General features: G+C 70.1%; 23 protein-coding genes, 1 pseudogene and 1 riboswitch. Of the genes and pseudogenes, 9 read left to right on the top strand and 15 right to left on the bottom strand.

Annotated elements, in window-relative coordinates:
• Nucleotides 1–22 precede the first annotated feature (22 nt).
• From SY2F82_RS31105 to SY2F82_RS31075, 7 genes are all read right to left on the bottom strand, one after another.
• Nucleotides 23–1,120 (bottom strand): ABC transporter ATP-binding protein, encoded by a 1,098-nt coding sequence (locus tag SY2F82_RS31105; protein WP_200422509.1) that lies wholly within the window; start codon nt 1,118–1,120, stop codon nt 23–25.
• A complete protein-coding gene (locus SY2F82_RS31100) occupies nt 1,117–2,115 on the bottom strand; it encodes an ABC transporter permease (protein ID WP_200422508.1) in 999 nt (332 codons plus the stop codon). Before SY2F82_RS31100 ends, SY2F82_RS31105 begins: the two co-directional genes overlap by 4 nt.
• Before the next feature lie 109 nt (nt 2,116–2,224).
• Nucleotides 2,225–4,015 (bottom strand): ABC transporter substrate-binding protein, encoded by a 1,791-nt coding sequence (locus tag SY2F82_RS31095; RefSeq protein WP_200422507.1) that lies wholly within the window; start codon nt 4,013–4,015, stop codon nt 2,225–2,227.
• 68 nt (nt 4,016–4,083) lie between these two features.
• Nucleotides 4,084–5,091: an ABC transporter permease gene (locus SY2F82_RS31090; protein ID WP_200422506.1), complete on the bottom strand. Its 1,008-nt coding sequence runs from the start codon at nt 5,089–5,091 to the stop codon at nt 4,084–4,086.
• A gap of 321 nt (nt 5,092–5,412) precedes the next feature.
• A complete protein-coding gene (locus tag SY2F82_RS31085; protein ID WP_200422730.1) occupies nt 5,413–6,207 on the bottom strand; it encodes an enhanced serine sensitivity protein SseB C-terminal domain-containing protein in 795 nt (264 codons plus the stop codon).
• Between the two features lie 236 nt (nt 6,208–6,443).
• A complete protein-coding gene (locus SY2F82_RS31080; protein WP_200422505.1) occupies nt 6,444–7,235 on the bottom strand; it encodes an enhanced serine sensitivity protein SseB in 792 nt (263 codons plus the stop codon).
• Nucleotides 7,236–7,301: 66 nt separating this feature from the next.
• Nucleotides 7,302–8,006, bottom strand: a complete 705-nt coding sequence (locus SY2F82_RS31075; protein ID WP_200422729.1) for an AAA family ATPase — start codon at nt 8,004–8,006, stop codon at nt 7,302–7,304.
• Nucleotides 8,007–8,221: 215 nt separating this feature from the next.
• Nucleotides 8,222–8,333: riboswitch (glycine riboswitch) on the top strand.
• A 184-nt stretch (nt 8,334–8,517) separates the two neighbouring features.
• Between SY2F82_RS31075 and gcvT the strand changes: the two genes are divergently transcribed.
• The 4 genes from gcvT (at nt 8,518) to SY2F82_RS31055 (ending at nt 12,874) form a co-directional block, all read left to right on the top strand.
• Nucleotides 8,518–9,636, top strand: coding sequence for a glycine cleavage system aminomethyltransferase GcvT (gene gcvT, locus SY2F82_RS31070; protein WP_200422504.1), 1,119 nt, complete (start codon nt 8,518–8,520; stop codon nt 9,634–9,636).
• A gap of 109 nt (nt 9,637–9,745) precedes the next feature.
• The gene (gcvH, locus tag SY2F82_RS31065) at nt 9,746–10,123 is read left to right on the top strand and encodes a glycine cleavage system protein GcvH (RefSeq protein WP_200422503.1); all 378 of its coding nucleotides are present in this window, start codon (nt 9,746–9,748) and stop codon (nt 10,121–10,123) included.
• Nucleotides 10,124–10,138: 15 nt separating this feature from the next.
• A complete protein-coding gene (gene glyA, locus SY2F82_RS31060) occupies nt 10,139–11,401 on the top strand; it encodes a serine hydroxymethyltransferase (protein WP_200422502.1) in 1,263 nt (420 codons plus the stop codon).
• 105 nt (nt 11,402–11,506) lie between these two features.
• On the top strand, nt 11,507–12,874 hold the full coding sequence (locus SY2F82_RS31055) for an L-serine ammonia-lyase (protein WP_200422501.1): 1,368 nt from the start codon (nt 11,507–11,509) through the stop codon (nt 12,872–12,874).
• On the opposite strand, the gene SY2F82_RS31050 is transcribed toward SY2F82_RS31055, so the two are convergent.
• Nucleotides 12,861–13,007, bottom strand: coding sequence for a hypothetical protein (locus SY2F82_RS31050; RefSeq protein WP_200422500.1), 147 nt, complete (start codon nt 13,005–13,007; stop codon nt 12,861–12,863). The two genes, SY2F82_RS31055 and SY2F82_RS31050, sit on opposite strands and share 14 nt — an antisense overlap.
• Nucleotides 13,008–13,207: 200 nt before the next feature.
• Here SY2F82_RS31050 and SY2F82_RS31045 point away from each other — a divergent pair, with 200 nt between their 5' ends.
• Nucleotides 13,208–13,765: a GNAT family N-acetyltransferase gene (locus SY2F82_RS31045; RefSeq protein ID WP_200422499.1), complete on the top strand. Its 558-nt coding sequence runs from the start codon at nt 13,208–13,210 to the stop codon at nt 13,763–13,765.
• A gap of 109 nt (nt 13,766–13,874) precedes the next feature.
• Here the strand turns inward: SY2F82_RS31045 and SY2F82_RS39245 are convergent, their stop codons facing one another.
• The 5 genes and pseudogenes from SY2F82_RS39245 to SY2F82_RS31025 all read right to left on the bottom strand — a co-directional run bounded on the left by SY2F82_RS39245 (nt 13,875) and on the right by SY2F82_RS31025 (nt 19,026).
• Nucleotides 13,875–14,996, bottom strand: a complete 1,122-nt coding sequence (locus SY2F82_RS39245) for a cytochrome P450 (RefSeq protein WP_374707223.1) — start codon at nt 14,994–14,996, stop codon at nt 13,875–13,877.
• Between the two features lie 132 nt (nt 14,997–15,128).
• A pseudogene (locus tag SY2F82_RS31040) lies at nt 15,129–16,493 on the bottom strand (NAD(P)/FAD-dependent oxidoreductase); the annotation flags it as partial.
• Nucleotides 16,490–16,717, bottom strand: a complete 228-nt coding sequence (locus tag SY2F82_RS31035) for a ferredoxin (RefSeq protein ID WP_200422498.1) — start codon at nt 16,715–16,717, stop codon at nt 16,490–16,492. The pseudogene SY2F82_RS31040 and the gene SY2F82_RS31035, both read right to left, overlap by 4 nt.
• Before the next feature lie 34 nt (nt 16,718–16,751).
• Nucleotides 16,752–18,104 (bottom strand): cytochrome P450, encoded by a 1,353-nt coding sequence (locus SY2F82_RS31030; protein ID WP_236041897.1) that lies wholly within the window; start codon nt 18,102–18,104, stop codon nt 16,752–16,754.
• A 433-nt stretch (nt 18,105–18,537) separates the two neighbouring features.
• On the bottom strand, nt 18,538–19,026 hold the full coding sequence (locus SY2F82_RS31025) for a hypothetical protein (protein WP_200422497.1): 489 nt from the start codon (nt 19,024–19,026) through the stop codon (nt 18,538–18,540).
• A gap of 482 nt (nt 19,027–19,508) precedes the next feature.
• On the opposite strand from SY2F82_RS31025, the gene SY2F82_RS31020 reads away from it, so the two are divergent.
• The gene (locus tag SY2F82_RS31020) at nt 19,509–20,540 is read left to right on the top strand and encodes a phosphatidylinositol-specific phospholipase C domain-containing protein (protein ID WP_200422496.1); all 1,032 of its coding nucleotides are present in this window, start codon (nt 19,509–19,511) and stop codon (nt 20,538–20,540) included.
• A gap of 96 nt (nt 20,541–20,636) precedes the next feature.
• Nucleotides 20,637–21,194, top strand: coding sequence for a glycoside hydrolase family 25 protein (locus SY2F82_RS31015; RefSeq protein ID WP_200422495.1), 558 nt, complete (start codon nt 20,637–20,639; stop codon nt 21,192–21,194).
• A 34-nt stretch (nt 21,195–21,228) separates the two neighbouring features.
• Here the strand turns inward: SY2F82_RS31015 and SY2F82_RS31010 are convergent, their stop codons facing one another.
• Complete coding sequence (locus SY2F82_RS31010; RefSeq protein WP_268980416.1) at nt 21,229–22,095, bottom strand: NADPH-dependent F420 reductase; 867 nt, start codon at nt 22,093–22,095, stop codon at nt 21,229–21,231.
• A gap of 455 nt (nt 22,096–22,550) precedes the next feature.
• On the bottom strand, nt 22,551–23,243 hold the full coding sequence (locus tag SY2F82_RS31005; protein WP_200422494.1) for a FadR/GntR family transcriptional regulator: 693 nt from the start codon (nt 23,241–23,243) through the stop codon (nt 22,551–22,553).
• Between the two features lie 209 nt (nt 23,244–23,452).
• Here SY2F82_RS31005 and SY2F82_RS31000 point away from each other — a divergent pair, with 209 nt between their 5' ends.
• Nucleotides 23,453–25,177, top strand: coding sequence for a 2-isopropylmalate synthase (locus SY2F82_RS31000; RefSeq protein ID WP_200422493.1), 1,725 nt, complete (start codon nt 23,453–23,455; stop codon nt 25,175–25,177).
• Entirely contained in the window at nt 25,174–25,962 is a 789-nt protein-coding gene (locus SY2F82_RS30995; RefSeq protein ID WP_200422492.1) for an ABC transporter ATP-binding protein, read from the top strand. The genes SY2F82_RS31000 and SY2F82_RS30995 overlap by 4 nt, the downstream gene beginning before the upstream one ends.
• Nucleotides 25,963–26,006 lie beyond the last annotated feature (44 nt).

The following is a 26,006-nucleotide window of genomic DNA, read 5'->3' as shown; positions in this document are numbered from 1 at the left end:
GCCGCGTCCTTGGAGTTCTCGCTCACAGCTTCGGCGCAATCTCTTCGGTCCAGATACGCTCCCGCTGCTCCTGCGACATGTGGCAGGCGGCCCAGTGCCGGCTGCCGACCTCGGTCAGCTCGGGCCGGACGGTGCGGGTGACGTTGTCCTTCGGGACGTCGGCGTACGGGCAGCGTGGGTTGAAGGCGCAGCCGGACGGGATGTTGATCAGCGAGGGCGGGGAGCCCTTGACCGGGATCAGACGCTCCTGCTCCTCGCGGTCCAGGCGCGGCATCGAGCCGAGCAGGCCCCAGGTGTAGGGGTGGCGGGGCTCGTAGAACACCTTCTCGGCCGGGCCGCGTTCCACGCAGCGGCCGCCGTACATCACCAGGATGTCGTCGGCCAGTTCGGCGACGACCCCCAGGTCGTGGGTGATGATGATGACGGCGGAGCCGAACTCCTTCTGCAGGTCGCGGATGAGGTCGAGGATCTGCGCCTGGACGGTGACGTCCAGGGCGGTGGTCGGCTCGTCCGCGATGAGCAGTTCGGGGTTGTTGACCAGCGACATCGCGATCATCGCGCGCTGGCGCATACCGCCGGAGAACTCGTGCGGGTAGTTGTCGACCCGCTTGTCCGGCTGCGGGATGCCCACCCGGTCGAGCATCTCGATCGCCCGTTTGCGGGCGGTCTTCTTGTCGACGTCGTGGTGGATCCGGTACGCCTCCACGATCTGGTGGCCGATCGTGAAGTACGGGTGCAGCGCGGACAGCGGGTCCTGGAAGATCATCGCCATCTCGCGGCCGCGCATCTTGCGCACCCGGTCGGGGTCGGCGGACAGCAACTCGGTGCCGTTCAGCCAGATCTCGCCGGAGATCTGCGCCTTGCGCTTGCCGTACTGGCCCGTGGTGTGCAGGCCCATGATGCCGAGCGAGGTGACGGACTTGCCGGAACCCGACTCGCCCACGATGCCGAGGGTCTTGCCCTTCTCCAGCTGGAAGCTGAGCCCGTCGACGGACTTCACCAGACCGTCGTCGGTCGGGAAGTGCACCTTCAGGTCGCGCACCTCCAGGAAGGAGGTCGGCGCCGGCGAGGAACTCGTGGGTTCACCCACGGCTGCTCCGGTCTTGCTGAGTTCGCTCATGCGAGCCTCACTCGGGGGTCGATCACGGCGTACAGGAAGTCCACCACGAGGTTGGCGACGATCACCGCGAGCGAGGTGATCAGGGTGACGCCCAGGATGAACGGCAGGTCCTGGTTCTTGATGGCGTCCAGCACCTTCTGGCCGAGACCGGGCAGGCTGAACGTGGTCTCGGTCAGGACCGCGCCGCCGATGAGGGCGCCGAGGTCCATGCCGAGCATGGTCAGGATGGGCGTCATCGTGGAGCGCATGGCGTGCTTGCCGATGACGACCTGCTCGGTCAGGCCCTTGGCGCGGGCGGTGCGGATGTAGTCCTCACCGAGGATCTCCAGCATGGTGGCGCGGGTGATCCGGGCGTACATCGCCGCGTACAGGAAGGCCAGCGTGATCCACGGCAGGATCATGCCGCCGAGCCAGCCCGTGAAGCTCTGGCCGATGGACACGTACTCCGCGTCGATCCAGCCCAGTCCGTAGCTGAAGATCGCCAGGCTGAGCAGGCCGGTGAAGTAGATGGGGAGCGAGACGCCCGCCAGGGCGACGACCATGGCGCTGCGGTCCCACACGCTGCCCCGCTTCAGGGCGGAGAGAACACCCGCCGCGACACCGAAGACCAGCCACAGGACGGCGGCACCGAGCGCCAGTTCCAGGGTCACCGGGAAGCGGTCGGTCAGCACCGGCCAGACGGCCTGCTCGCTGCGGAAGGAGTAGCCGAAGCACGGCGCGGCGCAGTGGGTGACGTCACCGCCGGCCGCGTAGGTGCGGCCCGCGAAGATGCCCTTGAAGAAGTCCCAGACCTGGACGTAGACCGGGTCGCTCAGACCCAGCTTCTCCCGCACCGCCTCCACGGCGGCGGGGTCCGCCTGCTTGCCCACGAAGCTCGTGGCGATGTCGACGCCCGCCCACTTGGGGACGAGGAAGAAGATGCTGAAGACCACCAGAATGATGACCACCAGCATCACTGCGGCGGCGATCAGCCGCCTGATGAGGTAAGCGAGCACAGCTAACGGCCCGCCGCGGACCGCGGGCCACCGGTGGTCCTCCGGTGGCCCGCGGTCACGCCGCGCCGGCCTTCACCTGCCTTTCGTGCCGTACGGCGGGTGTGCCGGGTTACTTCGTGGACTTCAGACCCAGGTTGACGAAGTCGTACTCACCGCTGTACGCGTTGGTGGTGTACACGTTCGCCAGCCGGTTCGAGCGCCAGTTGATGAACTTCTCGAAGACGAAGGGCAGGTAGTAGCCGCCCTCCATGACCTTGTGGTTGATCTCCGTGGCGATCTGGGTCTGCTGCGCCGGGGTCGTCGCCTTGGTGTACTGGTCGAACAGCCCGTCGATCGTCTTGTCCTTGATCAGGGCGTAGTTCTGGTTACCGCTCTCGTTGATGTACGAGCTGTCCCACAGCGGCAGGCCGTAGCCCTGCACGGACGGGAAGTCCGGGCCCCAGCCCATGATGATGATGCCGTAGCCCTTCTTCTTCACGTTGTCGGGGCTGCCGATGATGCCGGTGGTCTGCGAACCGTCGTACTGGTCGATCTGGGCGTTGATGCCGATCTTCTTCAGCGACGCCTGCAGGGACTGGGCGGTGGCCACCTCGACCGGCTTGTTGTTGCGGACGGCGATGGTGGTGCTGAAGCCGTTCGGCTGGCCGCAGGCCTTCAGCTCCTCCTTGGCCTTGGCGACGTTGCCGTTCTTGTTCGCGCCGGCGAGGCCGAAGGGGTCGTACTTCTGGCCTTCGGAGCCCGGCACGGACGGCGGCAGCATGTTGGTGCCGATGTCACCACCCGCGATCGGGCCACCGCGCGCGGTCTGCAGCGACACGTGGTCCGCGCCGTAGATGACGGCGTTGCGGCAGTGGATGTTGTCGAACGGCTTCACGCTCTGCGGGAAGGTCGCGTAGCGGATGTAACCGGAGACCGGGTTGTCCAGGTTGCCCTTGTGCTGCTTCAGGGCGACGGTACGGCCCTGCGGGGACATGCCGGTCTGGTTGAGGTCCAGGTCGTAGTCGCCCGCGATCAGGCGCTGGTCCATGTCGTTGGCGTTGGTGAAGAACTTGATGCTGATCTTGTCCGGGTACGCCTTGCGGACCGGGTCCGAGGACTGCTTCCAGCTGGCGTTGCGGACGAGGACGAGGTCCTTGCCCGGGTCGTACGACTGGAACTTGTAGGGACCCGAGGAGAAGGGGCGCAGCGCGTACTTGGACTTGGTGTCCTTGTCCTGGCGCACCGGGGACGCCGAGGGCAGCGCGATCATCTGCAGGAAGTCCGAGTTGGCCTCGGGCAGGTGGAAGACGACCGTCTTGTCGTCGGGCGTGTCGATCGCCTTCAGGCCCAGGTGGTCCGCCGAGGAGTCCTTGTAGGGGCCCTTGTACGCGTTCTTGGGGTCGAGCACGTTCTTGAGGTAGACCGGACCGCCCGACAGGACGTCCTGCGCCCACTGGCGCTCGATACCGTACTTGACGTCCTTGGAGGTGATCGGCTTGCCGTCCTCCCAGGTGAGCCCGTCGCGCAGGGTGAAGGTGTACGTCTTGCCGCCGTCGGACACCTTGCCCATGTCGGTGGCGAGGTCGGGCTGCAGCTCGGCGCCCGCCTTCCCCGGCTCGGTCTTGTAGGTGACCAGCTGACGGCTGTAGTAGCGCATGAAGTTCCACGCCATGCCGTAGTAGCCGCGCGTGGTGTCCCACGAGTCGGCGTCCTGGGCGCTCGCGAACTTCAGCTCGCCGCCCTTCTTCACCATCGAGGCCTGAGCGACCTTGTCGTTCGCCGCGTTGAAGCCGGCCGCGCCGTCCTTCGAACCGCCGCCGTTGTCACCGCCGCCGCACGCCGCCGTGGTCAGCAGCCCGGCGACCACGACGGCAGCGGCCATGGCCTGCTTGCGCCGCCCTGAGGTGCGTTGGGTAGTCACGATCTCGGATCCTCCGAATAGATGAGAGACCCCGTGCATGTGCCACGGGTCGCTGGGGGTACGGCAGTTCAGCGGGAGCCCTTGGGGTCCAGCGCGTCGCGCACGCCGTCGCCGAAGAGGTTGAACGCAAGGACGGTGATGAAGATCGCCACACCGGGGACCACCATGTACATGGGGTCCGAGTCGTAGTAGTCGATCGCGTTGGAGAGCATCTGTCCCCAGGAGGCGGTCGGCGGCTTGACGCCCACGCCGAGGAAGCTGAGGGCCGCCTCGGTGAGGATGTTGGTCGGGATCATCATCGTCGTGTACACGATGATGGGCGCCACGAGGTTGGGCAGCAGTTCCTTGAAGAGGATGTAGAACCGCCCGGCGCCCAGGGAGCGGGCCGCCTCGACGTACTCGCGTTCACGCATCGACAGCGTCTGGCCGCGCACGACGCGTCCGACGTAGGGCCAGCCGAAGAACCCGATGACCAGGATCATCACGAAGACGCGCACGCCCGTGCCGGTCAGGCCCAGCAGCTGGGTCGGCATCACCGAGACCAGCGCGATGATGAACAGCAGCTGGGGGAAGGCGAGCAGGCCGTCCATCACCCGGCTGATGACCGAGTCGACCCAGCCTCCGAAGAAGCCGGCGAGGATGCCCAGCACGGTGCCGAGGACGACCGCGACCAGCGCGGAGGCGAAGCCCACGAGGAGCGAGATCTGCGCGCCGTAGACGATACGGGCGAAGATGTCGCGGCCGTTGACCGGTTCGACGCCGAGGAGGTGGTCACCGCTGATACCCCCCAGGGACCCCGTGGGCGTTCCGAACAGCGGGTCGATCAGGTTCTCGTGGTACGCGTCGGGGTCCTGCCCGACCAGGCTGGTGATCAGCGGAGCGAGGACCGCGACCAGGATCAGCAGCAGGACAACGATGCCACCCGCCAGGGCGAGCTTGTCCCTCTTGAGCCGCTCCCAGGCGATACGGCCCAGGGAACGCCCCTGGACGGCCTTCGCTTCGGCGCTGGCTACGGCCGCTTCCTCGGCAGCACTCGCGGCCGCTTCCGCAGTCGGCTCGTGCAATGGTGCCGTCATCTGGCAGGGACCCCTCTCAACCGGCGGTGGCCGGCCCGCACTTGCCGCGGTGGCGGCATGAATCAGTCCGTCGTACACAGGGGCGAACCCCTTGAAGCGGGAGTCTTCAACGCTTCGGTGATCAGTGGCCAGACTTGACAATGAAAGGATGCATAAACGTGATGCGGACTGGGGAGATCCGTTATCCGGACAGCTGGTAGCGCGGTGCGGACGCAAGCAAATGGGGACACTTCACGCGAGAGAGGGACCATCCACCTTCATCTACGCGCGAAGAAGAGCTCCGGGCACCGAACCAGGTCCTCCGCCCGGGAAGTGCGGACGTCAGTACGCCCCGCGCACCGGCGGATAGCCGTAGCCGCCCGCCACGGGGGCCGGTGCCGGGGCGTGGGCCTCACGGTCGTAGAACGGGCGGGAGTTGACGCGCAGCCACATCGCCACCGGGTCGTCCTCGTCGGACAGCGCGACCGTCGACACCGGCAGGCCCTCCGGGACGGCCGTGACGGACTGCTGCATCATCGCCCGCACCGAGTCGACGGCGGGCGGTGAGGTGTCGTAGACGTCCAGGCCGATCGCCAGGTACGGGGCGCCGAGGGCGGGTTGCACCCAGGCGCGGCGCAGGGAGCGCACGGCCGGCGTGCGGTGGGCGTTCTGGGTGAGCAGGGCGTAGAACTGCGGAATCTCGATGGCCGGTTCGGACAGCCTGAGGGGGCCCGCGGGCTGGTGCTCCAGGCCGGCGGCGATGCGGCGCAGGTCCAGCCAGGGGATGCCGACGCCACCGCCGGGCGCGTGCGGGTTGAGCCAGAGGCCGTAGTGGCCGGGGTAGAGGGCGCGGGCCGCGTCGGCGCCGTCGATCACCTCGTAGGAGCGGGTCCAGCCGCTGGCCGAGAGCTCCTGTGCGGAGGTGACGCACGGCGCGTAGCCGTGGCCGTCCACTTCCATGGTCGCGTACTGGGCGTCGGGCGAGCCGGCCTGGCCGTGCCACAGCAGCATCCAGACTTTGCCGGTGGACGGGGTGGCGAGCGCGCGCAGGAGCGCCTCGTAGGCGTCGTAACGCCCGGGCGTCACCTGGCGCAGCATGTGTTCGACCTGGCCGGCCGTGGTGCCGCTCGCGCTCACCCCGCTCACCCTTTACCGCCCCTTCGCCGACGATGTGCTCCGCATATGAAACCAGGTTAGGCGGGTCCGCTGACAGCCGGTGCGCGGTGGCTGTCCCCGGCTGTGGGCCCTACGAGCTCGGGGCTTGCCGCCGGTGGACGGGTGCAGGTTCGTCGTGGCTTGTCGCTCCCACGCGGCGGAGCCGCATATCGACACGGCCCCGCGCCCCTTCAGGGCGCCCCTGACGGGCGCCCTGCTCAGTACCCCTGCTGGTAGAACGGCCGGACCTTCTCCCTCATCCAGTCGGCCACCGGGTCCTGGGCGACGTCCAGGAGGACCAGGTTGACCGGCCACTTGACCGCCACCTTGGCCAGGGCGCGGCCCAGGGCGTCCATGGGGAGGGTGCGGAGGTCGCCCTCCCACTGGGAGAGCTCCACGCCGACGAACAGCACCGGGTCCGCCGTCTCCACGGCGGCGAGGCAGCGGCGTGCCGTGAGGACCACGCCGGTCGCCGTGAACTCGGCGGACGCGGCGGCGAGGAAGTCCACCGGGTCGTCCTGCCAGTCCGGTTCGAAGAGTCGGACGCGGCCGCCGGTCGTGGGGCCGTCCAGCGGGGTGCGTCCGACGCGGCACAGTTCGGCCACCGCCTCCGGAGGCAGGGGTATGCCGACCACGCCGCCCGGGTTGACCGCGATGCCGACCTGCGGGGGCAGCCCGCGGGCGAACTCGGCGGCGGGCGCGATGGTGTACGACATGTGGGCGCCGGCGGCGTGGCGGAACTGCTCCTCCGAGCTGAACACCGGGACGTATGCCTGGCCCTCGATCTCCAGTGTGGGCAGGTCGAGGGGGCCGCTGTGCGGGCCGCCGCCGTTCGGCAGCGGCACCCACAGGAAGCTGCGGCCGAGCACCTCGACGATCCGGCCGCCCGCCGAGGGGATGCCGAGCGAGGCGGAGAGCACCTCCTCCAGCTCGTTGCCCGGCCATCCGCCGTGCGGATGGGGGTGAGCCTGTGCCGGGAAGTCCGCGGGAAGGTCCGCCGGGATGTCCATCTGCCTACCGCCTGCCGAGTACCACTGGTGTGGCGAAAAGGCTAACGGGTGCGCGGGCACCGCGATTCATTCCGCTCCTTCCGCCCGGTCCGCGAAGTCGATCCGGCGCAGCACGTCCGCCGCGTCCCGGTCGAGCAGGACCGCCGAGCCGCAGCCCTCCGGGAGCCGGCCCCGCTCGACGGCGCGCAGCAGATGACGGGTGGCGCGGCGGTGGCGCAGGAAGGCGTACCGGGAGACGCCTCGGCCCCGCTCGCGCTGGCCGTCCAGGGCCGTGTCGGGGGTGACGTCGAGCACGAGCAGATGCAGCGTGCCGCCGCGGCGCCGGGCCTCCCGGGCCAGCCAGGTGCGCACCCAGGTCTGGGTGCCGCAGTCGTGCACGACGACTCCGCTGCCCGCGCGCAGGGCCCGGCGCAGGCCCGCGTAGTGCGCGAGGCGGACCAGGGGGCGGTAGACCCCGTACGGCAGGAAGCGAGCCAGGCGCGCGTCCCAGCGGTCGCGGGTGTCCTGGGAGTCGACGCGGGCGCCGCGCACCGTGCGCCGCATGAGCGTGGACTTGCCGCTGCCGGGCAGGCCGGTGACCACGACGAGGTCGCGGGCGCCGAAGGTGAGCCCGTACGGGCTGTGGCCCCCTCGGTCGCGCAGGTCGCGGACCACGGGCGCCGGCACCGGCGCGCCGGCCTCCCGGCCGGCCTGCCGGGCCGGGGCTCCGGGCTGCCGGGGTACCGCGACGCCCGTGCTCATGGCGTACGCCGTCGTCCTGTTCACCGTGATCGTCCTCCCTTGCGGTCAGGAAGTCCCATCCCCGCCGAATGTAAAGAGAAGGTAATGGACGGTTTCTCCCGATGGCGTTCGCGTACTGCCACAAGCCGGTCACAGATACGTCCGGAAGCCGGTCACGGGGGCGGTCCCGGGCCGGATGCCCACGCGGCCTGCCACGATCGGGCGAGGCGTGCAATGATGTGCGCGCCAACTGCATACCGGCCGCTTGAATCCGCGCGGGAGAGTTCCGGGGACGTACGGGGTACGTACGTGGGCCCGGGCGCCGAAGGAGCAAGTCCCTCCCTTGAATCTCTCAGGCCCCGATACCGCGCGGGCGAGGCACATCTGGAAAGCGGGCCGCTTCTCGGTGGCTCCACCCAAGGTGCAAGCCGTGACGACCCGCCGTGCGGGCGTTCACGGCGAACCTCTCAGGTTCCGATGACAGATGGGGAGGACCGACCTCGCCCTCCCCCACGCTCGAATTCGCTCGCGCGGGGGGACCCACGCCCTGGGAGCACAACCGATGAGCAGTAGCCCCCTGCGCCGCACCGCGCTCGATGCCCTGCATCGTTCGCTCAGCGCGACGATGACCGACTTCGCCGGCTGGGACATGCCCCTCAGGTACGGCTCCGAGCGCGACGAGCACGTCGCCGTCCGTACCAAGGCGGGGCTGTTCGACCTCTCGCACATGGGCGAGATCACGGTGACCGGGCCCGAGGCGGACCGGTTCCTCAACCACGCGCTGGTCGGCGACATCGCCTCCGTCCGCGTGGGCCGGGCCCGCTACACCATGATCTGCCAGGAGGACGGCGGCATCCTGGACGACCTGATCGTCTACCGGCTGGCCGACGCCGAGTACATGGTCGTCGCCAACGCCTCCAACGCCCAGGTGGTCCTCGACGCGCTGACCGAGCGTGCCGCGGGCTTCGCCGCCGCGGTGCGCGACGACCGGGACGCGTATGCGCTGATCGCCGTCCAGGGCCCCGAGTCGCCCGGCATCCTGAAGTCCCTTACCGACGCCGATCTCGACGGCCTGAAGTACTACGCCGGCCTGCCCGGCACGGTGGCGGGCGTCCCCGCCCTCATCGCGCGCACCGGCTACACCGGCGAGGACGGCTTCGAGCTGTTCGTCGCGCCCGAGCACGCCGAGAAGCTGTGGCAGGCGCTGACCGAGGCGGGCGCCCCCGCCGGTCTGGCCCCCTGCGGGCTCTCCTGCCGGGACACGCTGCGCCTGGAGGCGGGCATGCCGCTGTACGGGCACGAGCTGAGCACCTCGCTGACGCCCTTCGACGCCGGGCTCGGCCGGGTGGTGAAGTTCGAGAAGGAGGGCGACTTCGTGGGGCGTGCCGCGCTGGAGGAGGCCGCGGCCCGTGCTCAGGAGAACCCGCCGCGCGTCCTCGTCGGCCTGGTCGCCGAGGGCCGCCGCGTGCCGCGGGCCGGGTACCCGGTCGTCGCGGGCGGCGAGGTGATCGGCGAGGTCACCTCCGGGGCGCCCTCCCCCACCCTGGGCAGGCCGATCGCGATGGCGTACGTCGACGCCGCGCACTCCGCGCCGGGCACGCCCGGGGTCGGGGTGGACATCCGGGGCAGCCACGAGCCGCACGAGGTCGTGGCACTGCCGTTCTACAAGCGCCAGAAGTAGGCACTCGGCGGACAGGTGACGTGATCCCGCGCACCTCCGCCGTGCTCACGCACGTCTCCAGCAGTACTCCCCTCACCACCACTCCCCCGCGTACAGGAGAATTCAGGCCATGAGCAACCCCCAGCAGCTGCGCTACAGCAAGGAGCACGAGTGGCTGTCGGGCGCCGAGGACGGCGTCGCGACGGTCGGCATCACGGAGCACGCGGCGAACGCGCTCGGCGATGTCGTCTTCGTCCAGCTCCCGGAGGTCGGTGACACCGTGACCGCGGGCGAGACCTGCGGCGAGCTGGAGTCGACGAAGTCGGTCAGCGACCTGTACTCCCCGGTCACCGGCGAGATCACGGAGGTCAACGAGGACGTGGTCAACGACCCGTCGCTGGTGAACTCCGAGCCGTTCGAGGGTGGCTGGCTGTTCAAGGTGCGCGTGTCCGAGGAGCCGGCCGACCTGCTGTCCGCCGACGAGTACGACGCCCACATCGCCGGCTGAGGAGCGCACCCGCAGATGACCGTTCTGAACACGTCCCTGCACGAGCTCGACCCGGAGGTCGCCGCAGCGGTCGACGCCGAGCTGCACCGTCAGCAGTCCACCCTCGAGATGATCGCCTCCGAGAACTTCGCCCCGCTGGCGGTCATGGAGGCGCAGGGCTCGGTCCTCACCAACAAGTACGCCGAGGGCTACCCCGGCCGCCGCTACTACGGCGGCTGCGAGCACGTCGACGTCACCGAGCAGATCGCCATCGACCGGATCAAGGAGCTGTTCGGCGCGGAGTACGCCAATGTGCAGCCCCACTCCGGCGCCTCCGCCAACCAGGCCGCCCTGTTCGCGCTGGCCCAGCCCGGCGACACCATCCTCGGCCTGGACCTGGCGCACGGCGGCCATCTGACCCACGGGATGCGGCTGAACTTCTCGGGCAAGCAGTTCGACGTGGTCGCCTACCACGTGGACGAGTCCGGCCTGGTCGACATGGCCGAGGTCGAGCGGCTCGCCAAGGAACACCGCCCGAAGGTGATCATCGCGGGCTGGTCGGCGTACCCGCGGCAGCTGGACTTCGCCGAGTTCCGCCGGATCGCGGACGAGGTCGAGGCGTACCTGTGGGTGGACATGGCGCACTTCGCCGGTCTGGTCGCGGCGGGCCTGCACCCGAACCCGGTGGAGTACGCCGATGTCGTCACCTCCACCACCCACAAGACGCTGGGCGGTCCCCGCGGCGGCATCATCCTCGCGAAGAAGGACTTCGCGAAGAAGCTGAACTCGTCCGTCTTCCCGGGCTTCCAGGGCGGCCCCCTGGAGCACGTGATCGCGGCCAAGGCGGTGTCCTTCAAGGTCGCCGCGTCGGAGGAGTTCCGCGAGCGCCAGCGCCGTACCGTCGAGGGCGCGAAGATCCTCGCCGAACGGCTGACGGCCGCCGACGCGCGCGAGGCCGGCGTGAACGTCCTGACGGGCGGCACGGACGTGCACCTGATCCTGGTCGACCTGCGCGACTCGGAGCTGGACGGGCAGCAGGCCGAGGACCGCCTGCACGAGGTCGGCATCACGGTCAACCGCAACGCCGTCCCGAACGACCCGCGCCCGCCGATGGTCACCTCGGGCCTGCGCATCGGCACGCCGGCCCTGGCGACCCGCGGCTTCACGGCCGAGGACTTCGCGGAGGTCGCGGACGTCATCGCCGAGACGCTGAAGCCGTCCTACGACGCGGAGGGGCTGAGGGCCCGGGTCAAGGCCCTGGCCGAGAAGCACCCGCTGTACCCGGGTCTGAACAAGTAAGTCGCCTTCTGCGGGGCACCGCGCACACTGGGAGTACCGGCGTGCGCGGTGCCCGCACCCCTGTACCACCCCTTTTTGCACCACCCCCGTAGTGAGGAGTCACCCGTGGCCGTCTCGGTCTTCGACCTGTTCTCGATCGGCATCGGCCCGTCCAGCTCCCACACGGTCGGCCCGATGCGCGCGGCCCGCATGTTCGCCCGCCGGCTGGGCCACGAGGACCTGCTGGCGTCGGTGGCGTCCCTGCGCTGCGAGCTGTACGGCTCCCTCGGCGCGACCGGCCACGGTCACGGCACCCCGAAGGCGGTCCTGCTGGGCCTGGAGGGCGCCTCCCCGCGCACGGTGGACGTCGAGACGGCCGACGAGCGGGTCGAGGCGATCAAGGCGCAGGGCCGTCTGAGGCTCCTCGGCGAGCACGAGATCCCGTTCTCCTTCGACGACGACCTGGTCCTGCACCGCCGCAAGGCGCTGCCGTACCACGCCAACGGCATGACGGTGTGGGCGTACGACGCCGAGGGCAAGGAGCTGCTCTCCAAGACGTACTACTCGGTCGGCGGCGGCTTCGTCGTGGACGAGGACGCGGTGGGCGCCGACCGCATCAAGCTCGACGACACGGTCCTGAAGTACCCCTTCCGCACGGGCGACGAGCTGTTGCGGCTGACGAAGGAGACGGGCCTGTCGATCTCCTCGCTGATGCTGGAGAACGAGCGGGCGTGGCGTTCGGAGGAGGAGATCCGCTCCGGGCTGCTGGACATCTGGCGGGTCATGCAGGCGTGCGTGGCGCGGGGCATGTCCCGGGAGGGCATCCTGCCCGGCGGCCTGAAGGTGCGCCGCCGCGCGGCCGTCACCGCCCGCCAGCTGCGCGCCGAGGGCGACGCGACGGCCCGCGCGATGGAGTGGATCACGCTCTACGCGATGGCGGTGAACGAGGAGAACGCGGCCGGCGGCCGGGTCGTGACCGCCCCCACGAACGGTGCCGCGGGCATCATTCCGGCGGTCCTGCACTACTACATCAACTTCGTGCCCGGCGCGGACGAGGACGGCGTCGTGCGCTTCCTGCTGGCCGCCGGAGCGATCGGCATGCTCTTCAAGGAGAACGCGTCCATCTCCGGCGCCGAGGTCGGCTGCCAGGGGGAGGTCGGCTCGGCCTGCTCCATGGCGGCGGGCGCGCTGGCGGAGGTGCTGGGCGGCACCCCCGAGCAGGTGGAGAACGCGGCCGAGATCGGCATGGAGCACAACCTCGGTCTGACCTGCGACCCGGTCGGCGGTCTGGTCCAGATCCCGTGCATCGAACGCAACGGCATGGCCGCGGTGAAGGCGGTCACGGCGGCCCGGATGGCGATGCGCGGCGACGGCTCGCACAAGGTCTCCCTCGACAAGGTCATCAAGACCATGAAGGAGACCGGCGCGGACATGAGCGTCAAGTACAAGGAGACGGCTCGGGGCGGGCTCGCGGTGAACATCATCGAGTGCTAGGGAAGTGGGCTCTGACCAGCGCGTCCCAGGTGTCCACCAGCAGCGTGGCGAGGTCGTCGGCCCATTCCTCAGGGTGGTCGGCGCGCGTGGGCCACGATGTGCGGTGACCCCGCACCGCGGGTTCGAATCCCACGCCCTCCGCAGGGGGTGTGGCCCCTGACCAGCAACCATGGTCAAGGGCCGCCTGGCTTGCCGGCCTCGGGCGCTGTCCGTGACCGACCACTCTTGTCCGGTGTTGACCGCCCCCACCGGCACGCATCAGGCACGGGGCCGACAGGGCCGCCTCGGCGTGTCTGTTGGCCTCGCGCACAGTGCAAGGTGATCGAATAGGGCATGGCATCGTCCTGGACCGGTAAGCGGGTGCGCCTGCGCGCTATTGAGCCCGATGACTGGACGGCGTTCGCGCGCTTCGCGGACGATGACGGGCGGCGAGTGGGCCGGTTGGAACTGCCGCGGTCCGCCGAGAGCTATCGTGCCTGGGCGAAGGAGCAGGCCGTTGCCGAGTACGGTGACGACCGTTTCCGGTTGGCGATCGAAACGACGGCCACGCGGGAGTTGGTCGGCGCGGTCGGCTCAGATCGCACCGGTCGCTGTTCGGGCTGGTTCGAGTGTGATGTCATGATCGGCGCCGACCACCGGCGCAAGGGCTACGCGGCGGAAGCCGTCGTGCTGTTGCTGCGCTTCATGTTCGCCGAGCGGCGCTATCACAAGTGCCTGGCGGCGGTTTTGGCCCACAACGAGGCGTCGTTGGCACTTTTTCGCCGGCTCGGCTTCATCGAGGAGGGGCGCTTGCGGGAACACGTCTTCTTCGCCGGCGGGCACCACGACCTTGTCATGATGGGCGTGCTCGCCGACGAGTTCGACCGGCGACACACGGTGAGCGTGCCGTGAACAGATCGTCCGGGCGCGTGCGGAACGGTACTCGGACTTGAACGACGTTCGCTGTTGAGCCGGCCGGGCCGTCCGCGGCGCGACCTTGCCACTGCCCTCGGCTGCCGCGTCAACCGTCACCCTGCTCGATGTCCAGATGGATCGGACCCCGAAGAACGGGGCTGCGCCGGTACGGCGGCGGGTCGGCGACCAGCCTGGGGCGGTCGAGCCGGCGTACCAACTCTGTCAGCGCGATCTGGGTTTCCCGCCGGGCCAGCGGGCCGCCGAAACACAGGTGGATGCCGCTGCCGAACCCCAGGTGCTGGTTGTCACGTCGGTCCGGGTCGAAGCGGTCCGGATCGTGGAAGCGCTTCGGATCGCGGCTGCCTGAAGCCAGCATGAGCATGATCTGCGAGCCCTGGGGGATGACGGTGTCTGCGACGGTGACGTCGCTGTACGCCACCCGCCAGGGAATGATGTGCACGGGGGGCTCGTAGCGCAGCAGCTCCTCGACCAGCGGCACGACGAGGTCCGGTTCGTCGCGCAGGCGCTGCAGTACCCGCGGGTGGCGCAGCAGCGTCAGCATGCCGTTGGTGATGAGGTTGACGGTGGTCTCGTGGCCGGCGACGAGCAGCAGTCTGGCGGTGGCGACGATGTCGGCGTCGGCCATCCGGCCGTCGGGCCCGTCGTCGTTGGCCAGCCGGCCCAACAGACCGTCGCCCGGCCGGCCGTGGCGCTGTTCCACCAGTTCGCCGAGGCGCTGGCGCAAGTCCTTGCGGGCCTGTACGCCCTTGTCCAGTTTCTCCTTCGGGTCGGTCTCGGGGTTGTAGTCGACCGAGTTCATGATGTCGTTCACCCAGCGGTGGAACCTCGGTTCGTCCTCGCGTGGCACGCCGAGCAAGTGACAGGTCACGGTTACCGGGAGCGGGAAGGCGAAATCGTCGACGATGTCGATTCGCTCCTTGCCCGTGAAGTCGTCGATCAGGCTGCCGACGGTGGCGGTCAGGTCGCTTTCCATGCCGGTCACCAGCCCCGGGGTGTGCGGGGGGCCGAAGTGGCGCATCGCCATGCGCCGCAGGCGATCGTGCTCGGGCGGGTCCATGTGGATGAACGACGACGTGGCCCCTCCCTCGACCGGGGGTATCGGATGCGACAGATTGCGCAGGTCGGAGCTCAGGTGCGGGTCGTTCAGCGTGTCCGCGATCTCACGATAGGTACTGATGACGTAGCTGCCGTCCTCCTGCAGAGCCACCGGCGTCTCGCGCAACTCGGCATACAGCGGGTACGGGTCGGCCCTGGCGGAGTAGTCGAAGATGCGTTGCAGTGTGCCGGGCGTCTCGGTCGTGGTCGTCCGGCCTTCCGCCTGCCGATGCTGGTGCACGGCGCGGCGCTCGCCCGGTTCATCGCCGGTGACGACCACGGTGGCGCCCTGAGCGAGCAGGGTGGGGCCGGGGAGGTCGACGGGAACCGGTTTCATGTCGGCCGGCTGGTCCGGCGTGGGGCAGGAGGGCGGGAAAGGTGCGGCCGTCTCGATCAACCGTCGGTAGTGGTTCAGCCACTTGGCGTTGTTGAAGCTCACGGCAGCCGTGACGCGGCCCCGGTAGCCGTATGCGGTGACGAAGCGGTGGTCGTCGAGCGATCCCTGGGTGACGGCCACCTCGTCGGCGAAGGTCGGCACGCCGACGGACTTGATGTTGACGCCGAACTGGATCGACCAGAACAACGGGACGGACACGTGTGGCCGGCGGTCCTGAGGGGCGCTGACCATGTTGTGTGCCGCGACCTCTGCCTGCTCGACGGCGTTGGCCCAGTGCTCCATCGAGATGAGCCGGTTTTCGTAGAGGGGGTTCGGGCAACGCGCCACGTCTCCCGCGGCGAAGACGTCGTCGGTGACGCGGCCATCGATGCCGAGGGCGCGGCAGCCGGTGTCGCAGGTGATTCCCCATACGCCCGCCGCCAGTCCCGACTCCCGCAGCCACTCGGTGTTGCGGACACTCCCGAGTGCCACCACCGCCACATCGGCGTCGACCGTAGTGCCGTCGTCGAAGTGAGCACGGCGAAACCGTCCCTGCGCGTCGCCCTCCAGCCGGGCGACCTTGACACCGCACCGTAGGTCGACGCCGTGAGCGCGCTGCATGTCGGCCGCAACCTCGCCGATCATGGCGCCGAGCGCCCCGACCAGCGGGGCCGGCGCGAGTTCGGCGACGGTCACCGGGATGTCCCGCTCGCGGCAGACGGAGGCGATCTCGGAGCCGGTGAATCCCGCACCGATGACCAGCACCCGGGAGGGCCCGGCGGCGAGGGCCCGCTGCAGGCTCTCGGCATGCTCGCGTGTACGTACGACGAACACTCCGTCCAGGGCCGCCTCGGACTCGACGCACCACGGCCGGGCCCGTACCCCGGTGGAGATCAGCACCCGGTCGAAGGGAATCTCGCGTCCGTCGGCGAGACGCACGTGGTTCGTGGCGAGGTCCAGCCCGCTGGCGGGGACGCCCAGCAGCCACTCCGCATCGATGCCGCGACGGCGGGGCAAAGTGGTGCCCCCGGCCGGCACCCACCCGGTCAGTACTTGCTTGGACAGGGGAGGCCGATCGTAGGGCTCGCCCAACTCGTCACCGATCATGGTCAACGATCCGGTGAAACCCTCGTCTCGCAGAGCCTCCGCGGCCCGCAGCCCCGCCAGCGAAGCCCCGACAACCACGATGCGGCCTTCGCGCTTGAACGCACGCAGGTTGTCGGCGCTCGTCATGACGGCGACACCTCCGCCGGTGCGTGCCGCGCCTCCATCCGGTCGACCAGGATCGCCTGGACCGGGCAGGCCGCCGCGGCGCGGAGGACCTGGTCGCGCTGGGCGTCGTCGGGGTTCGGGTCGTACATGAGCGCTTCCTCACCATGCACCCCGAACGCCTCCGGAGCCAGGAACGCGCACTGCGCATACCCCTCACATCGGGAAAGATCAACGACAACTTTCACCCCGACCTCCACAGGGAGTGGGAGCTGCAGACCCTCACGTTGAGGCTTTGTCACCGAAGGGGGGACTGCCCCGGCCGCGCACGGTGGCACGCAGGTGCAGGCCGGGGGTTGCGAGACCTTCGAAGGTGGTGACCCGGTAGCCGGGTTCCGGGCCGTCGCTCAGGTGGTAGCGGTGGGCGGTCTGCGCGGTCAGGACCGTGAGCACGGCCATGGCCAGAGCAGCTCCCTCGCAGCTGTGGGGCCCGGTGCCGAAGGCGAGGAAGACCCCGGGTTTCGCCCGAGAGCACGAATCGTCGAGCCAGCGTTCGGGGCGGAACCGGTCCGGATCGGGGTGTTCCCGTGCGTCGCGGTGGGCGGTGTAGGGGCATACGAGAACGGTGGACCCGGCGTTGATGGTGTAGTCGGCGAGCTGGGTCCGCCGCGGGGCGCGCCTGGTCAGCAGCCAGCTCGGGGGCTGTAGCCGGAGCACTTCGCGTACCACTGCCCGAGTGTATTGCAGGCGCTCGAGGTGGGTGCTGGTCGTCGCGGCCGCGTCTGCGGGCAGGAGGGCGGCTTCGGCCGCGATGCGGTCCGCGGCCCAGGGGTGGCGGGCCAGGTGAAGCAGGATCCATCCGGCTGCCCGGGAAGGTGTCTCGAAGGTGGCGACGGTGATTCCGGGCAGAGTGTCGAGGATGGCCCCTTCCGACAGTGCGCCGTAGCGGCAGGAGGGGCGGAGCATCTGTCCGAGCACGTCGTCACCGAGCCGGCCCGATGAACGGCGCCGGCGGACGATGGGCCGCAAGGCGTTGATGAAGGCGACCTGTTGCCGGGTGCGGAACCGCCGAGCCGGTGTGGGGACCCAGCCCGGCCATACCCAGCGCGTGGGGCGAACGAGCACCTCCCGGGCCACGAAGAGCTGCCGGGCGAAGGGCAGCAGGGTGGGAGCGTCTTCGGAGAAGAGGTAACGCACGCCGACCTCCGCCAGGACCGACCGGAGCAGAGGCAGAATCTCCACGTCCCGGCCCGTGGGCCACTGGTCGGCAAACCGAACGGTCCCGGACGCGATCTCACCGATCCGGGCCGCAACCGCCTGCGGGCGCAGCCCCCGCATACGGGCGGCGCGCGCGTGCGCACGCTCCTCGGACGTCGGCGCGCCGCCGGCCCGCTTCAACGGCGGGAAGAGGGGTGAGGGCGGCTTGGGGAAGTCCTGCGCACGGTGCAGGACTTCTTCACACGGCCCGGCCGTGGCGGCTACGTAGACACCCGACTCCAGCTGCCAAACGTCCCCGCACTCGTCAGCGCCACGGCGCGCCATGGCCAGCCGGTCACGGCTCCAGGCCGCAAAGTTGCCTTCGGGCAACCGCGGCGGCTCATTCACCCGGCCCATGAGATCGCCCCTGACGCTCATACCTGGGCCGATATCGGCAGCACGGCCGGGAGCCGACGGGCGCCCGAGGCGCCCGCAGCGACGTCACGCCTTGTCGGCGGACGTACCCCAGTCGTGGGCCCCGTACGCACCGTAGTTGCGAGTGAACGACAACTTGGCGAGCAGCTTGGCGATCATGATTCACTCCTCTCGCCTGTCTTCAGTGCCACATGTGCTATATGTGCTATTTTTACACATTTCATGGATCAGAGCGTCGGCGTGGATATAAGGCGCGTGCTTGCGTGCCGGGCCCGCAGCCGGCCAGCCCCACCCCCAGCCCGAAGAGGCTGCGCCGGCACTCCGGGTGTGCGCCCGCCCGTGCCGGATGAGGACGGCGGTCACCGCCAGGGGCAGCTGCAGCCACGCCCCAGGAGCTTGCCGGGCTTCGGTGCGCGTGGCGAGGCGTGGCCTGTGATCAGCCGCCCCCGCCGTCGGCCTTGCCTCCCCGAGGAGCGCCGGCCCGAGTGGACGCAGAGCGCGGCGGGCCGGTGATCAGAAAGCCCACGAGCGAGGTCACAGCGCCGACGGCCTCGGCGATCGCGCTGCCGGTCCTCTTCGGCCCCCAGAACGGCTCGTACATGTTCGGCAGCGGACCGAGAGCGCCCACGTTCACGTATCCATAGAGCAGCACGGCGCCCAGCGCGGAGACGGACACCAGGAACGCGAACACCCACACCGGCCGCCGGCGACCGAGCAGCAGGACCAACAGCGCGGCCAGCGACGCCACGGCGGCTTCGAGGCGAAACAGCGTTCCCTGGCTGATCTGCCGCCCGACCACATCGTAGGGGGCGGCGAGGTCGGCGTGCACGTAGGCGTCCACGGCCAGTGCGGCCGCAGTCACCACTTGGAGCAGCACCCGGATGACCGTGTGGCGGCGCGGGCGGTCGCCGTGTCCGGGAGCCATGGCTACTGCCCGACCGCGTTTGCTGCGGCCCTGCCGGGCGCCGGGGACGCCGGGCCGTTTCCGCCGACCCGGAGGTGGGTGTCCATGGCGAGTTCCTTGTGCTTGTCGATGGGACTCGGACCCCGGTCAGGGCCGGGCCGAACTGCTGGAGCGCGCAGTGGCAGCGGTCCGCACGGCGAGTGGCAGGAACCGCAGTCCGGCGCGGGCGCCCCGCGGGAATTCAACAACGTGCACGACCATGTTTCGGGGCCTCCCTTCCGGGACGAGACTGGCCCAAGTTCCCGATCACGCCAACGCCGACACTCGCCCCGCACGGGCCATCACCTGGTCGGGCGAGGATGTGCCCGGTGCACGCTCCAGGTCGATGTTTCTCCTGAACCTTGCGGCCGACGCGCTCCTGCGCTTCGTCCGGGGGCTACCGCACGGTAACCACCTTCTCCTACGCTGCCGCCAACTCGGTGACGACGAAAGGGAGTTGGCCCATGCGTGTGGTGAGACGGCTGGCGGCGCTGCTGGGTGCCGCCGCGATGCTGATGGTGGTGCCGGGGAACGCCCGCGCGGCGTCGCCCACGTTCGCGGACGCGACCACGATCGGGACGCACAACGCGTACGAGAAGGACAAGTACACCTACTTCGCTCAGGCCCTCGACTCGGGGGCCTCACTTCTGGAACTGGACGTCTACACCGACAGCATCAGCAAGCGCTGGCGGGTCAGTCACAGCAATCCGTTCGGCGACGACAACAACTGTGAGGCCGCGAAGAGCCCGAGCGAGCTGTACAGCAAGAACCGCAACCAGGACCTCGGCAGCTGCCTCGACAACATCGCGGCCTGGCACCAACTGCACCCCGACCACCGGCCGATCGTCTTCAAGGTGGAGATGAAGAACGGCTTCAACAACAACGGCGGCCTCGGACCCGACGAATTCGACGCGCTCGTGCAGCAGAAGCTCGGCAGCATCGTCTACAAGCCGTCCGACCTGCTCGGCTCCTCCTACTCCACGCTCGACGCCGCCGCGAAGGCGAACGCCTGGCCGTCCCGGGACTCCCTCAAGGGCAAGGTCCTCTTCGAACTCATCCCCGGTACGGTCGAGATGAACAACCCGTTCGACCACTACTGGACCGACCGGGAGTACGGCGACTACCTGCGCGACCTGTACGCCGCCGGGAACATCTCCAAGGCTCAGGCCTTCCCCGCGGTCCTCGGCGCGGCCTCCGGCGACCCGCGCACCAGCCGCTACGACGCCTCCATCCGCCCGTGGTTCGTGTTCTTCGACGGGGACGCGGCGACGTACGTCAACAACGGCTACGACACGTCCTGGTACGACACCGGCCACTACATCCTGATCATGACGGACGCGGCCGGCGTCGCCCCGGCGATCTCGTCCACCGACCCGACGGACGCCGAGGTCGCGGCACGCCTGTCGCTGCTCGCCCACGACCATGCCAGTGTGATCACCTCCGACTGGACGGCGAAGTCGGCGTCGATCCTCAGTTCGGCGGCCGACCGGGGCTGACGCCCGAACGCAGGGGGCATACCACCCGTACAAAGGTGACAACAGGCATCGATCCGTGCCGATGCCTGTTCCCCCCACCACCTCCAGGGAGCACCCATGCTGCGAGGCATCGACGTCAGCGCGTACCAGTCCTCCGCGTACGACACGGACGGCCTCTCGTTCGTCTTCATCAAGGCGACGGAGGGGCGTTCGTATGTGAACCCGAAACTCTCCGCCCAGACGAAGACCGCCCGGGACGCCGGTTGCGTGGTCGGCTTCTACCACTTCCTGTGGCCGGGTGACATCACCGCCCAGGCCGAGTACTTCGTCGGCAAGGCTCCGGAGGGGGCGGGCGATCTGCTCGCCTTGGACTGGGAGACCACCGGCGACGGGACGCACGCGAGCAACGCGGAGAAGGACGCCTTCATCCGCAAGGTGAAGCAGCTCCGCCCACACAACCGCGTGCTGCTCTACACCAGCCGCCACTTCTGGCTGACCATCGACACCACGTCCTACGCCGGGGACGGCCTGTGGATCGCCGACTACGTCACCGCGGGCAAGCCCCGGATCAAGGCCCCGTGGCGCTTCCACCAGTACACGTCGGACCCGGTGGACCAGAACGTGGCGAACTTCTCCAGCAAGGCGGCGCTCAGGGAGTGGGCCGGGGACGCCTGACCGACCCCGGCCCGCCGGTCCGACGAGGCGGCGGCTACGCGCGGAACTCCGCGGAGCGCTCGGGCGACGCCTGCTCCAGTGCCTTGGTGACCTCGTCGACGCCGGCACGCAGGCCGTACACCGGCGTGCCGGGCTGCTGGCGCCAGGAGTCGTCGATGCCGCCCGCGTCCACCGTGTCGAAGCCGAGCTCCTCGATCAGGTCCCTGACCTTCGCCTTCGCCGACTCGTCGTCACCCGCCACCGGGAGCGCCATGCGGTCGGGGGCGCCGGCCGGGCGGGGGCGCTCCAGGATGTCCTGGGCGTAGGTGCCGTTGAAGGCCTTGATCACGGGGTGGCCGATCTGCCGTTCGGTCCAGCGGCTCTCGGTGAGGCCCTCGTCCTCGATCGCCGCGATCCTCCCGTCCCGCTGCTGCGGGTAGTAGTTGCCGGTGTCGATCACGGCGACCCCCTCGGCCGCGCCGTCCAGCAGCCCGGACGGCAGGTCCGGTACGGCCTTCACCGGGATCGTGATCACCACGACCTCGGCGTCGCGGGCCGCCTCCTCGACCGTGACGGGTGTCGCGCCCGTCTCCTCGGCGAGTGCGGTGAGCGTGTGCGGGCCGCGGGAGTTGGCGACGGAGACGTCGTGGCCGAGGGCGGTGAGCCGCCGGGTGAGGTTGCCGCCGATGTTGCCCGCGCCGATGATGCCGATCTTCATGGCTCGTCTCGCCCTTCCGGGGGTCGGTGTTCGTGCAAGCGTCTGCCGGTAGCACCAACCCCGCGGACACGTCGGGCCATTCCGGCTCGCGGCGAACGGGTGACGTCGGATCGGCACGGCACCGGCCCACCGCACGACCTGGATCGCGGCGGTTCCCACACCGCTGGAGGCGCCGATGATCAGCAGCCGGTGGCTGGGGACCATGCCCGCCCGTTCCATCAGCGCGCCGTACGCCGTCGTACGGGTGAGCCGGACGGCGGCCGCCGTGACTGCGTCGACCTCGGCCGGGCGCGGCAGGAGCGCGCTGTGGGGCACCACGATCCGGTCGCCGTGGACGCCGTGGGCGCTGAGCTCTTCGCGGCGCTGCGGGCGAGCCACGGCGACCCGGCGCACCCCTGGACGGTCCAGGAACTCGGTGCCACGGGCGGCCCGTCCCGGGGTGGCCTTCGCCTGCCGGTTCGTCGCGCTGGTGGGCGAGCCGCCGCTGACGTGTCTGACGTGGTGGCGCATGACGACGGCAGGCCGCCTGCTGCGGACCGACGGCCTCTCGCTCCCTCAGGTGGCGCAACGGACCGGGATACAGCTTCGAGTTCGCCTTCACCAAGGCGTTCAAACGGGAGCTCGGGGTGGCACCCGGAGCAGTACCGCAGGCGTGCTTCCTAGGCCTGCTCCCGAAGCAGGGCGAGTGTTCCCTCCAGCTCCTCGCGCAGTACGGCGCCGGCGGCCTCCGGGTCCCCGTCCGCCACGGCCCGCACGAGGGCCGCATGGGTGTCGTCGCCGGTGTTCGCGTCCTGGTCGCGCAGGCCGGTCAGGGACAGCATGGTGACGAGGCACTCCCTGAGCGCGGGGGTGAAATCGGCGAAGAGGTCGGCGAGTACGGCGTTGTGGGCGGCGGCGACCACCGCGGTGTGCAGCGCGATGTCGGCGTCGACGAACGCCGCGTCATCGGCCGCCGAGGCCGTGCGCCGGCGCTCCAGCGCCGCCTGGATCGCCGTGATGTCGTCGGGGGTGCGGCGGTGCGCGGCCAGGCGGGCCGCATGGACCTCGACCGCCATGCGGACCTCGTAGACGTCCGTCACCGCTGCCCGCCGCAGCCGGGTGGGCCAGTCCTCGACGGGCTCGGTGGCGATGACGAAGACGCCGGAGCCGTGGCGGGGCTGCACCAGGCCGGCGCCGGCGAGCGCGCGCAGCGCCTCCCGGACCGTGGAGCGGCCCACGCCGAGCTCCTTGGCGAGCGTGGTCTCGCCGGGCAGCCGGGTGCCGACCGGCCAGTGGCCGCCGGCGATCTGTTCACGCAGCCGGTCCGTGGCCTGTTCGACCAGCGGGCTGGGGCGGAGGGCGCCGAGCGGCATGTCACGTCACCAACTTGTCCGAGGAGTACGGGGGTTACCGGAGATTCTCACTTGTCTGAGGAGCTGAGCAGTGGATAGCGTACCGGCATGACGCTCTGCGGTCTCCTTCTTCTCGGCTGCCGCGGCGGGGTTTGATCGCGACCGGCGCCCCGCCGCGGGGTGCCGTGCTGCCGGTCACCGCCCGACCGAGCCGAAGGCAGCAGCAGACGATGACCACCGCCCACGAGACGCCAGTGTGGAATCCCCAGCGTCCCGGCCCCATGCCGTACCACCGCTACCGCCCCTTCCACGAGCGCGTGCACGTCCCCGCCGGGGACAGGGACTGGCCCTCCGCCCGCCTCGAGCGCGCACCCCTGTGGGTCCCCGTCGACCTGCGCGATGGCAACCAGGCGCTGGCCGAGCCCATGGACACACCCCGCAAGCGCCGATTCTTCGACCTGCTCGTCGCCACCGGGTTCAAGGAGATCGAGGTCGGCTACCCGTCCGCGAGCCGCACCGACTTCGACTTCGTACGCCATCTGGTGACCACGGGTGCCGTCCCGGACGATGTCACGCCCGTCGTGTTCACGCCCGCGCGCCCCGATCTGATCGACACGACGTTCGACGCGATCGAGGGGCTGCCGCGGGCTGTCGTGCACCTGTACATCGCGACTTCTCCGGTGTGGCGGGAGGTGGTGCTCGGGCGGGACCGTGCCGAGGTGTGGCGGACCGTGCGGGAGGCGGCGACGTACATGGCGCGGCGGGCGGGGAGGATGCGGTCGTCGTACATCCGTTTCCAGTTCTCGCCAGAGACCTTCAACCTCACCGAGCCGGACTTCGTCCTCCAGGTGTGCGACGCGCTGACCGAGTTGTGGGACGCGAGCCCCGACCGGCCGGTCACCCACAATCTTCCCGCGACCGTCGAGATCGCCACGCCGAACGTCTACGCCGACCAGATCGAGTACATGCACCGGCACCTCGCCCGCCGGGACGCGGTGATCCTGTCCGTGCACCCGCACAACGACCGCGGCACGGGCGTCGCCTGCGCCGAACTCGCCGTCCTCGCCGGTGCGCAGCGCGTCGAGGGCTGCCTCTTCGGCAACGGAGAGCGCACCGGCAACGTCGACCTGGTCACCCTCGCTCTCAACCTCTACGCACAAGGGGTCGACCCGATGCTCGACCTCCGGGACCTCGACGCGGTCCGCGAGACGGTCGAGCACTGCAACCGGCTGCCGGTCCACCCGCGCCACCCGTATGCCGGCGACCTGGTCCACACCGCGTTCTCCGGCACGCACCAGGACGCGATCAGCAAGGGACTCGACCATCAGGCGCGCGTGGCGGCCGAGTCGGGGGTGCCCGAGAGCGAGGCACCGTGGGCGGTGCCGTATCTGCCGATCGACCCGGCCGACGTGGGGCGTTCGTACGAGGCGGTGATCCGGGTCAACTCACAGTCGGGGAAGGGAGGTGTGGCGTATCTGCTGCGTATGCACGCGGGTGTCGACCTGCCGGCCCGAATGCGGCCCGACTTCTCGCGTGTCGTCCAGGAGGCCACGGACGACAGCGGGCGGGAGGCGACAGCGAAGGAGGTGTACGAGCTGTTCCGGGCTGCCTATCTCGATGACGGCGAGGTGCGGTTGGCCGCCTGGTCCACCCACCCGGCCGCCTCCGGCACGCACCGTTTCGTCTGCACCCTCGAGACCGACGACCGCAGCGGGGACCACGAAGGCACCGGCAGCGGTCCTCTGACCGCCTTCGTCGACGCGCTCGCGGGTGCCGGCCACACCGTCGAGGTGTTGGACTTCGCCGAGCAGCCGGGTGTGGACGGGGACGCGGTCGCCTACGCCGAGTGCCGGGTCGACGGCATCACGGTCTGGGGCGCGGGCCGGGACAGCTCGCCCGTCGCGGCGTCGGTCCGGGCCGTGCTCTCCGCGGTGAACCGGGCGGCGAACCGATGACGGAGGTGCTGCGGGCGGAGGGCGTCGATGTCGTACGGGACGGGCGGCCGATCCTCCAGGAGGTGTCCCTGACCGTCCGGGCCGGCGAGCACTGGGCCCTGCTCGGCGCGAACGGCGCGGGCAAGTCCACCCTGCTCGGCCTGCTCGGGGCCCTGATCCACCCCACCCGGGGCACTGTGGACGTCCTCGGGCGCCGTCTGGGGCGCGTCGACCTGCGGGAGCTCAGGTCCTCGGTGGGTCATGTCAACCCGCGTCATCCGCTGAGCTCGCCGCTGCGGGTGCGGGACGTGGTCCTGACCGGGCTGACCAACTCCGTCGAGCCGGTCCCCCGGTGGCGGCCGGCACCGGAACAGGAGGAACGGGCCGCTGAGCTCATCCGCACCCTCGGACTCGCCGACCACCGTGAGGCGCGCTGGCCCACGCTGTCCCAGGGTCAGCGCGGCCGGGCCCTGATCGCCCGCGCGCTCATGCCGCAGCCCCGGCTCCTGCTGCTGGACGAACCGGCCACCGGTCTCGACCTGCCGGGCCGGGAGCAGCTGATCGGCGCGCTGGAGGAACTGCGCCTGGCGCATCCGCGTCTGGCGACGGTCCTGGTCACGCACCACCTGGAGGAGCTGCCACAGGGCACCACGCACGCCGTGCTGCTGCGCGAGGGCCGGGTGCTGGCCCAGGGTCCGGTCGCCGAGGTACTGACCGACGACCAGGTCGGCAAGTGCTTCGACCTGCCGCTCAGGCTGGAGCGCCGGGACGGGCGTTGGAGTGTACGGGTCAGCCGCCGCACCTGACGAAGGCGGCGCCGGCCCGCGAGGACCGGCGCCGCCCGTATCGC

Origin of the sequence: Streptomyces sp. Y2F8-2 (genome assembly GCF_014905555.1) — a bacterium.
In the GTDB taxonomy this organism is placed as follows: domain Bacteria; phylum Actinomycetota; class Actinomycetes; order Streptomycetales; family Streptomycetaceae; genus Streptomyces; species Streptomyces cynarae.
Note: the sequence above shows the minus strand (reverse complement) of the source record. Positions and strands in the feature narration are given on the sequence as shown.